Annotated in this window: 9 protein-coding genes and 2 pseudogenes; 7 read left to right on the forward strand and 4 right to left on the reverse strand. The window is 62.4% G+C overall.

The genetic code is table 11. The features are described 5' to 3' along the window. Positions 1-97: 97 nt before the first annotated feature. Entirely contained in the window at positions 98-649 is a 552-nt protein-coding gene (locus tag ACWEWT_RS15450) for a hypothetical protein (protein ID WP_452559409.1), read from the reverse strand. Positions 650-973: 324 nt separating this feature from the next. Here ACWEWT_RS15450 and ACWEWT_RS15455 point away from each other — a divergent pair, with 324 nt between their 5' ends. The 7 genes and pseudogenes from ACWEWT_RS15455 to ACWEWT_RS15485 all read left to right on the forward strand — a co-directional run. Next, positions 974-1,147 carry a hypothetical protein gene (locus ACWEWT_RS15455; protein WP_452559411.1) on the forward strand — a complete coding sequence of 58 codons (174 nt, stop codon included), beginning with the start codon at positions 974-976 and terminating at the stop codon, positions 1,145-1,147. Between the two features lie 2,192 nt (positions 1,148-3,339). Further along, complete coding sequence (locus ACWEWT_RS15460; protein ID WP_452559412.1) at positions 3,340-4,977, forward strand: ParB/RepB/Spo0J family partition protein; 1,638 nt, start codon at positions 3,340-3,342, stop codon at positions 4,975-4,977. Positions 4,978-4,982: 5 nt separating this feature from the next. Further along, on the forward strand, positions 4,983-5,957 hold the full coding sequence (locus ACWEWT_RS15465; protein ID WP_452559413.1) for a nucleotide-binding protein: 975 nt from the start codon (positions 4,983-4,985) through the stop codon (positions 5,955-5,957). Next, positions 5,954-6,469 carry a hypothetical protein gene (locus ACWEWT_RS15470; protein ID WP_452559415.1) on the forward strand — a complete coding sequence of 172 codons (516 nt, stop codon included), beginning with the start codon at positions 5,954-5,956 and terminating at the stop codon, positions 6,467-6,469. The genes ACWEWT_RS15465 and ACWEWT_RS15470 overlap by 4 nt, the downstream gene beginning before the upstream one ends. 234 nt (positions 6,470-6,703) lie before the next feature. Then, on the forward strand, positions 6,704-7,603 hold the full coding sequence (locus ACWEWT_RS15475) for a DUF2637 domain-containing protein (protein WP_452559416.1): 900 nt from the start codon (positions 6,704-6,706) through the stop codon (positions 7,601-7,603). A gap of 99 nt (positions 7,604-7,702) precedes the next feature. Beyond that, positions 7,703-8,242, forward strand: a pseudogene (locus tag ACWEWT_RS15480) (DegT/DnrJ/EryC1/StrS family aminotransferase); the annotation flags it as partial. 617 nt (positions 8,243-8,859) lie between these two features. Then, positions 8,860-9,131: pseudogene (locus tag ACWEWT_RS15485) on the forward strand (IS982 family transposase); the annotation flags it as partial. 13 nt (positions 9,132-9,144) lie between these two features. Here ACWEWT_RS15485 and ACWEWT_RS15490 read toward each other — a convergent pair. The 3 genes from ACWEWT_RS15490 to ACWEWT_RS15500 all read right to left on the reverse strand — a co-directional run bounded on the left by ACWEWT_RS15490 (position 9,145) and on the right by ACWEWT_RS15500 (position 14,052). Next, complete coding sequence (locus ACWEWT_RS15490) at positions 9,145-10,248, reverse strand: cytochrome P450 (protein WP_452559418.1); 1,104 nt, start codon at positions 10,246-10,248, stop codon at positions 9,145-9,147. A gap of 845 nt (positions 10,249-11,093) precedes the next feature. After that, positions 11,094-13,712 (reverse strand): ATP-binding protein, encoded by a 2,619-nt coding sequence (locus ACWEWT_RS15495; RefSeq protein WP_452559420.1) that lies wholly within the window; start codon positions 13,710-13,712, stop codon positions 11,094-11,096. 34 nt (positions 13,713-13,746) lie between these two features. Then, positions 13,747-14,052 carry a hypothetical protein gene (locus ACWEWT_RS15500; RefSeq protein WP_452559422.1) on the reverse strand — a complete coding sequence of 102 codons (306 nt, stop codon included), beginning with the start codon at positions 14,050-14,052 and terminating at the stop codon, positions 13,747-13,749. Between the last annotated feature and the right edge of the window lie 195 nt (positions 14,053-14,247).

Here is a 14,247-nt window from a genome sequence, read left to right on the forward strand (position 1 = left end):
ACCGGCATCCGATACCGCGGCGTTGCAGATCGGTAGGGTCTAGTCTCGCGCCGGCGATCTTGCGTCTCGGTTCGGAGGATCGTCTGGTCGGACTGAGTCAGGCGTCGATGCGATTCAGACAGAACGATATCGGCGGATGTTGGTGCCGGATCGCGGTAGTCTCCGCATACTTGGCGATCGCATCGTCACAGATGCCGTATTCGTCTTTCTCAACTCGCGCATTCACCTGGTAGGCCCCCGGCGCACACGGTACTTTCCGCAAACGGTCGAGATGGAAGTGGTTGTATTCCGGGTCATTGAAGCAGTCACCGATCTGGGCATTGACGTGGGTGCAGACATGCATGTTCTTTCCCGGTTTTCCGCTGGAGGTCCAGCTGTAAGAAGGGTCAGGGCACCGTTCTTTGGCGGCTCCGCGCACGATGACCAGTGCGGCTTCGGGGTCGTTGCAGGCACGGTGCTGCAGGTCCCAGGACCGGTTCCCTTCCGTGAAGTAGCCGCAGTCACCGGTCTTCATGGTCTCCGATTTCGGTGCCCCGCACCCCGCAGCGGCCACCGCGGCGCAGGCGAGGACGGCGGCGGTTGCGGCTGCGCGCAGGCGAAACCCGCGGCGCGGGGCAATATTTCGGAGCGGGTGCTTCATGGATTTCACAGTGCCACATTCGGGCGGTACACCGTACATCGTCCAGGAACCGCAGACCCGGAACTGTTCCGGGCGGGAGTGTTGTTCGGGCGAGAAGATTTGATGGCAGGGCACGCCGGCTGCGCGAGATCAGGGCCGCTCGAAGCGGCCGCACGGTTCAATCGTGGATATGGAACAGGGCAAGCTTGAGCCACACTGTACCGGCATGTGGGGTCCAACCGGCCGGAATCCGGCGTTAGCCGGAACGACTTCGCGCCTGACCAGGCGGTTTTGGTGGCGCCGAAACCCTGAGATCCGGCGCTAACGGTTTGGCCCCCTCGTGCCGATCCCACCATGCGACAGCAAATCAATCCAACGCTGGCGGCCGCCGACGCCGCCTCGACCCGCCGCGTCTACGACCAGGGCCGCCGGTTCTTCACCGACTGGTGCGTGGCCAAGGGGTACCCGGCCTGGCCCGGCTCGGTGACGACGGTGCAGCGGTTCCTCGGCGCACCGGGGCGCCGGTGACCGTGGGCACGATAGCGGTATGCCGGGCCGCGATCGGCCGCGCCCACATCGATGCCAGCCTGCCCGACCCCACGCAGGACCCCGCGGTGGCCAAGCTCATCACCACCAGCATCCGCGCCACCCGCACCGAGGCCGGAGAGACCGAGAACCGGGCCCCGGCCGTGAGTCTGGAGGACTTGCGCCGCGCCGTGACCGCAGCGCGCACCACCGCCGTCACCTGGCGCGAGCAGATCGCCGTCCGCCGCGACATCGCGGTCCTGCTGCTCGGCTGGGCCAATACCGGCCGCCGCAGCGAACTCGCGAGACTTTGCAAATCGGACCTCACCCTTGTCCCTCACCACGACGGCGACCTCCGGCTGCAGGTTCGGCTGCGCGGAACCAAGACCACCCGCACCAGGTCACCCACCGGCCCGTCCGCCGCGGCAGCAGCGACGGTGCCCTGTGTGCTGCCCATGGTGCGCGCTGCTGCGCTGGCTCGCAGTGATCGACGCCGCCGACACCGAGCGGGGCGCCAGCGCCGCACCCACCCCGGCCGGGCTTCCGACCTTCACCGGATTGCCGACGTGGTCTCGATCGCCGTCCAGGAGCTGCTCGACAATCCGGCAGAACAGGATCCCCACAGCCATCGCTGTGGTTGCGCGTGGGCCGAGTCCGAGCACGCGGCGATGGCGGTCTTCCGACCGCTGTCTCGCCCGCTCGGCGGAATTCCCTACTCCCCCAACTCGATCACCGGCCATGGGATCGCCGATCACATCATCGTCCCTCGCTTCGCGGCTGTCGGCGTCGCCGCCCGCGGGCACAGCCTCCGTGCTGGTCGCGCCATCCGTATGTACTACGACGGCGCCAGCGACAGCGAGGTGATGGCCGCCGGAGGCTGGAGAAGCGTTAAGACAGCTCAGCGTTACGACCGGCACCTCGAACAGCGCAGCTGCGACGCGCGCAGTGGCTTATGGCGATCCCCCTCGTGCCTGGCATGGCCGGCGAACGTGCCCGTGAATGGCGGCAGTTCGCCCGCTGGGCCACGCCAAACGGTATCCCGTGCTTCCCACCGATGCGGCGGTCGTGGTCGCGTAGATCACCGCGAACCTCGCCCGGATCGCGACACAGCGTGCCCGGGTCGGCGCCATCAACGCCGCCCACCGCCGCAGCCACGACCCCCTCATCGGCCTCCCCTACCCCGAACCCGGCACGGCGGAGGCCGTGCGCCAGATCCTCAATCCTCGCGTCGGCACGAAACCTGGTCGCGCCGAGCGCATGGCCGACCTCCGCGCCCGTGTCGGCACCATCCTTCCCCGGCTGCCCGTCGACGGCTGGACCGCCAGACTGTCCGGCCGCCGCGACGCGGCGATCCTGCTCCTTGCCGCCGCGGGCGGTCCTGGCGGCAGATCGCGACACTCCCCCAGCGCGACGTCCACATCGATGACCACGCCGTCATCATCGGCAGCCTGATCCGGCGCGACGGCCGCGAGGTCGTGCCGGTGCCGCTGGCCGTACTGCCCGCCACCGGCGACCCCGCTACGTGCCCCGTCGCGGTGTGCCGACGGTGGGCCGCACTGCTCGCCGTTGCGCCCCGGCCACGGGCACTAGTGACATCGCCCATGATTGCAGGTCCGGGTCGCGTCTGCGCAGACTGCCCGGAGGGCAGGCCGGGCAACTATTCCAATGGAATAATTCGCAGGATCGATAGTGCGGCGTCAGACCGACGAGGCTGCCACGTCAGCTCAGTTATTCCATTGGAATAGTCCTTTGGCTGCCCCCCCTAACACTCCGTGCGGTCGCGGTACCATCCGGGTCCGGCTTGGCGCAGAGATATTCCATTGGAATATTCGCCGAGTCGGCATGTCGTGCTGCCGTTATCGCGTAGGTGTGGCATGCTTGCTCTCGACCCCCACTGCTGCGCAGTCCACTTCGATGCCTCCGGCCGTCAACCGACCGAGTTCATAGGCCGGGGGACTGGCACGCTAGGCGCGGGGGAACTCCCATTGGTGACTCTGCCCAGCGGAAACGAATGATGCGACTCCTCGCCATCCACTGGCTCCAAGTAATTCTGGTGGGAATTCATTAACTATAGTATTCTAACAATCTCGGTGGTATCCGAGAGATGCCCAACAACAGGAGGTGTTATGGGCCGCCGCAGGGGTGCCGCAGGAAGTGCCGCGACAGCCACAGTGCCCCAGTCCACGCGTAGGGCTGTGAGCCCCACTATCGGCGCAAGCGCCGGGTTGATCGACGAAGCCCGGAAACAAGCCGCCGCGATGACCGCAGCGGAAGTGGCGAGCTTGCCTCGACTTCCGCTGAGTGCGTTCGGCGGATACCCGCACAACCCGGATCATCGATCGTACGACGAAGACGAGCTTCGTCCGCTCGCCGAGAATCTCAAGATCCACGGCGTCCTCGCGCCCGTCATCGCCGCCGAGCGCGCGGAGATTGTCCGCCTTGATCCGGACATCGAGCCCCAGCTCGACGAGCTGGACCGTCAGGCCGCGGAGCGCGGCGAAGTCGAGCCCGGCGCGCACCCACAGGTCATCTTCATCGACGGCCACCGCCGCCATGGCGCTTCCCGTCTCGCCGGTTTGGAGGACCTGCCCTATATCCTCCGCAACGACCTTGCAGATCCGGCGACCCTCGCCGAGATCTTTCTGTCCTCCAACATCCACGCCTTGCGGCTTACTCCGATTGAGGAGGCTGAAGGCTATGCGCGGGTGAAGAAGCTCCGGGGGGTGAGTCAAGCCGACATCGGTGCCCTTGTCGGGTCCCAACAGTCGACGGTCAGTAAGTCGCTGCAGCTGTTGAAGTTGCCCAAGGCGGCTCAGCTCGCCGTCCATAAGAGCCATGTCAGCCCCCACGCCAGCCGCCAGTTACTCAGCCTGCCAGCGGAACTTCGCGAGCAGACCTTCATGGAGGCGATCGATTCGCTGCCTGAAGAGGATCGCACTTCCCAGGAGTCGACGTCGGCGGCGCTTCGCGCGGCAATCAACCGCGTGAACATGGAAGCGGAGAAGGCTGCTGCGGTTGCCGCTGCCCGCGCGGCCCTGAAAGCTGATGGCGTCGGGGAAATTGACCCAGTGGAACGTTTCGGTGCTGACGGATGGCGTCACCAGCTTATGGACAACGAAATCGACGAAGTCCGTAAGGCGGGGGAGTTGGCCGGTGTCGTAGTTGCTCCGACAGGACGCATTACCTACTACTCGGATCCGCCGGCACCTCGCCACAGGGTCCGCGGTGACGCAGACGCTGATGCGTCCGAGTCACCTGAGCCGGACCCAAATTATTCCAATGGAATATCAGGAGACGTCGCTCCAGAGGCTCCTGCGGAATATTCCAATGGAATGAGTCATGAGCCTGATGCCCCAGATGTGACGAAGCCAGAGCTGGCCGCGCCCGCCACGCCACCGCGGACTCGCGAAGAGGTTGAGAAGGCTCTCAGCGCTGCGGCGACTTCGCACCATGAGCGTGTAGCTGCGATGCGTCAGGTTGTCACCAACTGCGATGCCCCCACGATCGTCGATGTGCTCGCTGATGCCTTTCTGTTCGTCGGGATGTCTTGGCTCGATGACGTTGACGCGGGTGAACTGTTCACGTCCGAGACAGGCACGGAGATGACCCCCATAGCCATCGAAAGCCTTCTGTTGACCGGTTCCAGGACTGACGTTCACAAGACGGCGCTAACGCGGGCACTCAGCGTGCTGGAGGCTGAAGCGGCTCGAAAGAAGTACGCCACGAACGGGCCATGGCCACTCCTGATCCAGCGTCACGTTCAGCGACTCACGACGTTGGGCGTGTATTCGCTCACCGACTACGACAAAGCTCGACTCAGCGGAACGGAGTAGTGCTCATGGGCACAACCAAAACCCCGACACGGCTCGTCTTCTTAGGAATTGGCGGATCCACAGGCAAGACCACTGCTGCGACCGGCCTGGCATGCGTGTTGGCGAAACGTGGGAAGGAGATCCGCTACCACGATGGCGACGACCAAGGTGACGGAAGCCGACTCATGCGCTACGAAGATGCGCCGCTCGTACTCTCTGACGTGCTGGGGGAGGAGGCGGTAGTCGACGACCCGTCAGCTCCGCAGGGTAAGCGCGCGCCTTCTCTGCGGGAGATTGAGCAGCCGTTGCTCCGGGAGACAGACGAGGAAGCCGAAGAAATCGGTGGCTTCGGTCCGGGCTACGCCGACGGCAGCGCGATCGAATGGATGAGCCGGATAACCGTGATGCCATCAGGAATTGGTTCCACGGGATCCAACTTGGCCGAAGCGATCAAAAAGATGGACCAGCTTCCCGCCGGAATAGGTGCCAAGAAGGTTATGGCCGCATACGAGTCGCTCGACGCCGACTTGCCGGACGACCAGATTCCCGACCTTGAGATCATGGACCTGTCCGGCTTCAAGACAACGATGACCTACCTAGGAATGGAATGGGCCTCCCGTGGCGGCAACATGCATGGGAAGTCTGGCGTCATCCTTGTTGCCACCCCTGACGAGAAGGGTATGGGCAAGCATCTGAACAACGCGTTCAATCTGGTCGAGGAAGTCGCTACTTTCTACCCCGGCGTGGAGGTCCGGGCGCTGATTCCGATTCGCACCCGTAACAAGAACCAAGGGGCCTTTTACGACCAGATGCTGACAGCGTTGCGAACCAATGACGCTCGTGGGCACCTGGTTACCCCGCCGATCCGGGAAGCCGTATTCGCCGCCGAAGCCTTCCGGAAGGCGGAGCCGCTCCTGACCTACGCACCCGACGAGGGAGTGACTGCTGACCAGGAAGCAGTTATCGACTGGATGGTGGAGCAAGGAGCGGTCAAGATTTGACCCGACCCGAGGATCAAGCAGAGGAGTCACGCGCCAGCTCCGACCGTAGAGGGCTGGTGCACCTCCAAAGCGACATCTCACCCGACCTCTATCGAGATGTCGTTGGCGTGGTCATCGGTATGCAAGACAACGTCGAAAACACCTACAGCACAAGGCAGCTACTCGAAGAGGCGCTCGTCGCCTACTGTTCGGACCTGGAACTTCACTACAACAAGGGGCGTCCGTGGACTCCCTCGACCCAGATCGAACGCGGCGGCGTCGATCCCACCGGCCGCGCGGTCGGAAAGGCCTTTCAATCTTGGATTGACGCCACCATCCGCAATCGGTCTTACGGCACGGTCAACGGCATGAAGAAGGTCGCGAGCCCAACATTCACCCTTCGGGACCTGACCGAGTCTGCGCTCAACCGACACATCGACCACCTCAGGCGTATCCACAAAGGGGACGACTGGGAACCCCACGACCAATTGCGCCGAGGCCGGCGCGGTCGCCCAACTATTCCAATGGAATAACGAGCGTCTCGTGTGGCTTCTGCGGTGGTCGCACTTCATCAAGTCCGGCCACGGAATCTATTCCGCTGCAGCTAACTTCGCCTCAGACACCCAATCACCCTGTACTGCCGCAGGATTCACCTAGAAACGCCACTTTCGGGGGTTCAAATGACCATTTCCAATCAGTCCCTCCCACCTAACCACCACAGAGCAACCGAACGCCCGCACACCCTGCCGCAGAGGCGACCAGATCCCGTGCAGGAATCGCTGGACAAGGCACGAAAATTCTGGTGGTGGGTGCTCGGATGTTCGGCCGGCGTCAGCGTCATCGGCAATGCCATCCACGCCTACCTGCGTGTGGACGCTGCGCCGCCGGAGCTCCTGCACCCAAAGGCTGGTATGACGGTCACCCTGCTGCCACCACTCGCAGCCGCAGGATTGGCCGCACTGGTACCAATCGCGCTCCTGGTCCATACTCACGGCCTCGCGCTTTTGCTTCAGGCACCTTCGAAGTACGGCTGGCTCTCACGCATCTTCATCGTCGCGATCATCCTGCTGCTGGGCATCGGCGGGTTCGTGCTGTCCTTCGCCGCAATGACCGAACTGGCCATGATGGCTGGCATCGACGCCACATTCGCGTGGCTGTACTCGGTCTTGGTCGATGGTTCCATCGCGGGCGCAACCATCGCCCTGCTTTCCCTGCCGCACACCGCGGCCGCCATCAAGACCGAAGAGGCCAGCAACCAGCACCAGCCTGACATCGAGGAGTCGGGTCATTCCGACATCGAGGCCGAAGCGCAGGTGATTTCGCTCCCCGGCTACGAGTTCGACGCTAGCCCATCGAGTCAGGAACACCTCGCCGAGCACGCCCCGGAACTGTCTGCTCCGAAGGCAGAACTGGCAACCGAGTCTGCTGTCGATTCGGAAGGAGCAGGTGCAGACCAATGGGCGCAGGTCGCAAACGAACTGTGCGAGAACACCACTCGTGACTCCGGCCAGGTTGCCAAGATCTTGCATCTGGCGTTCCATCGAGGCCTTGAAGCGACGGAGATCGCGACGCAGGTCGGCATGCGGGAACGTGCAGTGCGCAGCCTGCTTGAGGACGCACAGCCGTATCACCTTATTGCCCAGCAGAACATCGCACGTGTGAGCTGAAAGCGACGCGCATACAACACATTCGACGGGAAGCTTCATCGGGTAGCACGGTCGAGGGCGGCGCGGTCATGGCTCGCAACCGCCGCGAAGGCGAAACGGCTACGCGCCATGCGGAAACTGGGCATCCGCGCGACCCAGCTGACCCGCATCCGCTCCACTGATTGCCGCATCGACGGATTCGGTCTGCCGTATCACCTATCCGCCGTCCACCCCGCCGTCGGCCGGGTGCAGCTGGCTCGCTTCGGCCTCGTAGCGGATCGGCGAACGGGCCTGTTGCACAGCTACGCTCGCGCGCTGGCTGAGGTCGAGGGGGTGCGGCTCGTCAACCTCGATATCGACAACACGGTGCCGCTCGGCGCGAGGGGGCCAAACGGCCGGAATCCGACGGTAAGCCATCTATCGCAGATAATTCGCGGAGTTGGCACCCCTTGGCGGGAACATTCGCCCAGTTCAGCACCAGACCTACTGTCGGCACTTATCTGCGGCAACCCGTTAGCGCCGGATTTCAGGGTTTCGGCGCCCACCAAAACCGCCTGGTCAGGCGCGAAGTCGTTCCGGCTAGCGCCGGATTCCGGCCGGTTGGACCCCACATGCAGGATCGCCACCATCGGCACATTGAGAAACCCCGTGGACGTATAAGCACCGCCACTGGTCGGTCCAAGGACATCGAGGGTTCGTTCCGCCGCAAGCGCGACTAGCCGCCCACCCTGCCCTGATTCATCACTGTGACGAATTGGGGCAGGGGTTCTGGCGAGGTTCTTGATGCTGGCAGCCGGGTTCGGATAGCGCCGCGACGTCGCGTTCGACCACGGCCAGGCTTCGTCGCGAGTGGCCAAGCGCAGGGGAGATTTTCGACAACAAGACGACCACGCAACCATCAATCGAATCCACCGAAATCCTGCCGATAACATAGATTACGTCAACCGAAGGCGTGCATATCTCATCTGATGAATCATCCACGCTCCCCTCACCCTGGGCTTGGCGGCCACACTGCGGCATGGTTTTCTGCTTCTACCTGCGCATATCTGAAGTGGGCACGGGCCGCGGAGTTGTCAGTGGACAGCGGCGCGAGTTCATGGGCTCCGACTTGTGGTGACGGGTGTTTTGCTCGGCTTGCCCAGGGCCGGGCCCCCTGCCTACGGTTTCGGCGTCGGAAGCACCCACACCCACCACCCGTGGGTTGCAACATCAACTGAATCCGGGCGAACCACCCCGGCTCTACTACCGGGTTGATCGCATCGTCGGGGACCGGTCAGGCTGACTGCGGGATTACGCTGCTGCGCCCGGCCTGCAAACAGGAGAAGCGGCGTGACGGAGAACCGATGCTGAAGAAGGTGCGGCAGCTGATCGAGTCGGTAAACGACATCCTGACAGGGCAGCTCGTCCTGGAAGACCAAGGTGGCCGCGCAGCTTCGCTGGCGTCGTAATCCGGGTCGATCAGCGCAACCTCACGATGGCCGCCGCGATCTGGCACAACAACCTCACCGGAGTCCCGATCACCCGGTCTCTGATCGCCTACGATCACTGACCGGGCTTCGGACTTACTTGTCTTGGATGATCATGGGTGGCAGCGGGTCAAAAGTGACTGGCAATGCCACCAGGCCGCGGGTGAATGGCCCTGGCCGCCACTTCAAGTCATAGGCAGGTACGGCAACCGACATATCAGGGATCGCGGTGAGCAGTTCGTCGATGGCCTGCTGCGCGATCAGATACGCCAGAGGCTTCGCGGGGCAGGCGTGCGGTCCGACGCTCCATGCGAGGTGTGACCGGTTGCCTATATGCGCACCGCCCGGATCAAGGTTGGCACTACGGATTGAAGGGTCGTTGTTGCAGGCTGCAAGGCTGATGACGACGGGTTGATGAGCTGGCAGCCAAGCGCCGTCAATGGGTGTGGGTTGGCGCGGATAGGTGGTGCAGAAGTTCGCCATCGGTGGGTCGTTGAACAACATCTCGTCGAGCGCGGTTTGGGTTGACAGATTTCCGCCGAGGTTGTCTTCGTAGCCGGTGTACCGAGAGTCAGTGAGCATCATCTTCAAGGTGTTGACGATCAAGTTCCTCTGTAGTTCGAAGCCGGCACCGTAGAACGACATCAACTGAGCGAAGACCTCGAAGTCGTCGAGGTTGGAGTCGTGGTCAACGAGCCGCGAGGTGGCGTCCTTACCAGGGCTGACTCGTTTGAGGTGGATTAGCTCCATCAACGCGTCCTTGAGTATCGCCATGCCCGCTTGCGCTGAAGCCGTGGTGCCCTGGTCGAATCGCAGCGCCATGCCCTGTACGACCCGTTCCCCGATATCTGCTGGACAACCACATATAGAATTGAGGACCTCCAGTACCAGCGGAAACGCGTAATCACCCATCAAGTCAGCGGAGCCGGTCTCGCAGAACTGATTAACCAGCGGGATGGCGGCGCGTTCGATCATTGGCATCACACTGGGCATATCGACTCCGTCAATACTGTAGACGGAGGCCCCCCGGTAACGAGCGTGCTCGGCGCCGGTGTTGTATCGGGCGGCTGGGTACCACTCCATCATCGCTCGGACGGGTGTGTCTTTGGGCGCGGTGGCCTGCCATTCTCGAGGGTCAGAAGGGAAATGGTCTGGATCGTTGAGGATCTTCACCGCGGTTGAATGGCTGATCACCAGCATTGCCGGCACTCCTGGCGCCAAGTCTACCGGGACCAACGACGGGTAGGCGCGCCGCATTGCCCTGTAGGCGTCGTGTGGATTGGCAGCGAACTCCGGGGTGTAGAGAGGATACCGGCTCGTTTCCTGGAACGAAATCGGACCGGTCAAGGAGGGTATTGAAGGCTGTGTGGTCAAGATAGAACTCCAGACGATTGGACAAGGCTCGAACCGCGCACGGGTTGGAGCTGCTCACACCGTCACAACTACGTTGCTCCTGGACGGTGTTGAGATGGGCGGCGACATGGCTTTCGGTTGTCCCACACCGGTCGAAAGGCTGTGGAGCCGAGGAAAGCCGCGCCGCCTCACATTGATGAAAACGCCACGGCTATAGCCGGATTCATGCACCCCTCTCGTCAGCTCGGTCGAGAACTATAGCCTTCATCCGTGAGGCGCGCCGGTCTTCATCGCGGGCAGGCTGCCCTCAGCGGGTGTTTCTCCTGTTAACGTGCGCGGGGTCACCGATCGGCGGAGACGAACCCGCGCATTCATCACACGAACTGTCCGGAATCCTTGGTCGTGCCACGACAGAGCGCTTCGGCCATGCCTTGGCCGAAGGGTCACAGGTAGCGCCACAGGCGCGGTGTGCTCGGCCACGTCGCCCTCACTAGTAGATAGTCGTGTTCGACCGCTTGACTCAGGATGGAAGAAGGAAGCTGAGCCGAAGAGCGGCCTTGGCACGCCTGTAGCCGACGCCGCCCAGCATCACCCCGCTCCGCCAGCAGACGCAAGCCGCTCGGACAGATCCGACCGGCCACCGCTCCCCTTGATTTTCACTAGGCTAGGCCGGATGGGATGTGCGCATACAACTATCCCACCCATGGAGAGAGACTGGTTCGAGACTCGAACATTGCTGCCAGCTTCTGGATGGCATGTGCAGGAATTTGTCTCTCTTTGTTGAGCTCCTCGATACGACCATCCGGTATGTGGGCGACGATTTCGTGTCGGTCGGCGATCTTCAGCTTCTTGAAGACTCGAGCCAATTGGGTCTCAATAGTCCTGCCAGATCTTTCTCGTAGAGAGGCGATCGACGAAGTGGGAAGCCCTGCGGCCGCCAGAACCGCAACCATCTCCTCTGCTGGGGTCAATGCATTCCAGGGGAAGCTGGGCGCCAGGTCGTCGATCGGTGCACCCAGCGCAAGCCGTTGGACTTGGTGGAATTCCGGGCTGAGTTGACCGCCGCGGGTTTCCGCGGCCTGAAAGTCGGCTGGCCCGAGTATCCGTCGGGCTATAGCGGTTGCTTTGTTCGATTCGACGGCGAATGTACCCATAGCCGCGATGTTGATACCAAGGCTACGCCGAAGTGTCTTGACTCCGCCGGCAAGGTGGGCTATTTCGATAGCTCTCGGTCGGTATACTTCTCGGACGTCGGGCCGTCCTTGTCGTATGAGATAAGCTAGGGCCCAGGTTCGCAGCTCTACTGACCACGTCATGCCCCACTGATCACCAACAGTCATCTGCTGCTCCAGCGCCGAGCGAAGGATGCCTGCCGCTTCTGCGGGGTTACCGTGTTTGATCTCGGTGATCGCCCAGCTCAGTTGAGCCCACGACTTCGCCCATGGTGCTCCAGCCTGGGTGGCCTCATCGAGGCATCGGCCAGCGATCTCGAATGCTTGTTCGTTCGTTCCGAGCAGGGCCGCCGCCATGCCGGCGAACATGCCGGCGAACATTGTGCTGCCTGACTCGCCGCTTCGGGCGAACTTATCGCGTGCGCGGGTCAGCACGTGTATAGCACTAGGTTCCTGCTTTGCCATGAATAACGCCGTGCCCCAAGCGAGTTCGAAGTGCGGTGGGAAACCATGGTCGATATTGGGATTGTCTCTCCAGGTTTCCTGTGTGGCACTGCTCAACGATTGTGCGGCCACGCATTCGTCCATGAGCCTCTCTGCATCCGCGGTCTCGCCCTGTCTGACTGCGAGCCACGCCATGACCGCCGTAGCTGTCACATGGAGTTCAATAGGTCCCCCAGCTCTACGGCTTGCTTCGAGACATCCCTCGGTCCAGCGCCGGATGTCTCGCATCGTGCCGCGGACGAACGGAACGCGCAGCGCCACCAGTCCAAGGCACAGCTCAAGGCCAGCCTCTGCATCGCCATGCTGTGTGGTGCTTGTCTCGATGGCCGTTAGAATATTGTCCCAGGCTGCGCGTGCCCAAGCCAGCACTTCCTGCTCGGCCGAGCCGAACCAGCGGCGCGCCGCGTAAGTTACCTCGTCGCGGTAATAGTAGAGGTGTCGTTGCGAAAGCTCCTGGGCCGATGCGCCCCGTCTCACTCCCAGCTGGCGTGACGCAAACACCCTAACGCTTTCCAGCAGATAGTACCGAGCGGTGGTGGAGGAAAGATGGATTGAGATCAGTGAATGGTCGGCAAGGCCTTCTAGTAGAGGCTCGATCTCCTCGCTGGTGAGGTGTTGATCATGTTCGTCCGTGGGCTTCTCGGCAACGACATTCGGGTCGCTACATACGGCCCGGATCGCGTGAAGCTCCGCGCCCACTTCAGACTCCCTGTCTGCACCTCCCGTCTGCCCCGTATCGTGGCCGGCCGCGAACACCGACATCCTCTCTAGGAGCAGCTGCTCTTTTGGTGTGCAAAGGTCGAACGACCAAGTTAGGACATCGACAACACCACTGTGCCTTTCGTCAGCACCGATTTGGCTGCCGTGCGACCAACCCATTCTTGCGTCGTCGGAAGGTCGACCAGTGAGGCCTTTGAGCAAGGAGATGAGTGGCTGGCGGCGCAGGCGTGCAGCAGCAAGCTGGATGAAGAGGGGGCTGCAGTCGATGTGGCTGCAGATCTCGGCAGCAAGCTTTGATTGCGTCGGGCCCACCACAGGGTAGCCAACAAGTTCTGCACGCTGCCGGAAGAGCGACAGGGCATGCCTCGGCTGGAGAGGCGAAACTTCGAGAAGATGCTCGTCGAGCCAGCCAATCGGTGCTCGGCTGGTGGCAACTATGGTGATGGTCGGATCGGTGTCGAGAAGCGTGCCAACCAAGGCCTTGACAGGGGCGAGTACGTGCTCGCAGTTGTCCATCAGGATCACTGTGCGGCTACTCCCCTGCTCTTGCCTTGCGCGTCGTACAAGGTGCTCGACGAGAGCGTCCTTCGCAGCAGTGGCCGAGAAGTCGGAACCGATCACCTCGCGCGCTGTTTCTTGCTCCACCTCGGCTGGATCTACGCCTGCGACCAATCTGGCCAGCCATACGTTATGAGCATGAACACTGCGATCGACTTCGGAGATGAACTCGCGGATGGCACCTGCAGCTAGACGGGTCTTGCCCATCCCCCCTGCGCCGTGGAGCGTGATCAGGCGGGCTCGGCCCTCGTGAAGCCAGCCCTTTATCTGCTCCAACTCGCCACTTCGTCCGACCAGAGCCTGGTTCGGAGCCGCGTGAGTGGGAACTGGACTCGCCCCGGCGTCGTTGTGAGGCATTGGCATTCCTGTTCATCTCCCCCTCGTCAAGTCTTCAGGTTGTGAAAGCCACCCTATCGAATTCGCCGCGCTGCGCGCCGAGTAAAAATGCATGGAGTTCCTCTTCGGTGAACAGGAGTCGGACTTTTGGGTATGGTTGGCGGTCGGGATCTGCAGCACTGAATTGGTATAGCTTGTCGCCGATATGCTCGATCTTCAAACAGGTAGGAGCCCTGTCGACATCATGAAGACCGGCGATGAATTCGTCGAACTCGTGGTGTGGGAAATAGAGGCATTGATTCGGTGGCACGGATGTTTCAGGCTTCGCGGATGGAGGCGCCAGCTTGTCGTCCCACAGCACCGTCTCTGCCCCAGCTCGACCGACCCGAACGCATGCACCCCCCTCCGGTGAGCTCGCGGATGATTTGCGGAAATGACTTATACGCAACGTCGATAGCAAGGTGTGGTCCTTTCCGGGGGAGGTCATCCGGCTCTAAGTGTGGCGGGATGTCAGGCGGGTATTCTCAGCGGCTGTGATCAGTTTTGAATCGGCTCG

It is taken from the genome of Nocardia sp. NPDC003963 (assembly GCF_053605105.1).

Excerpts from the sequence above, each read along its gene's own strand:
- ACWEWT_RS15455 (WP_452559411.1), top strand. The coding sequence starts at position 974 with ATGCGACAGCAAATCAATCCAACGCTGGCGGCCGCCGACGCCGCCTCG.
- ACWEWT_RS15465 (WP_452559413.1), top strand. The coding sequence starts at position 4,983 with ATGGGCACAACCAAAACCCCGACACGGCTCGTCTTCTTAGGAATTGGC.
- ACWEWT_RS15490 (WP_452559418.1), bottom strand. The coding sequence starts at position 10,248 with ATGCTGGTGATCAGCCATTCAACCGCGGTGAAGATCCTCAACGATCCA.
- ACWEWT_RS15495 (WP_452559420.1), bottom strand. The coding sequence starts at position 13,712 with ATGCCTCACAACGACGCCGGGGCGAGTCCAGTTCCCACTCACGCGGCT.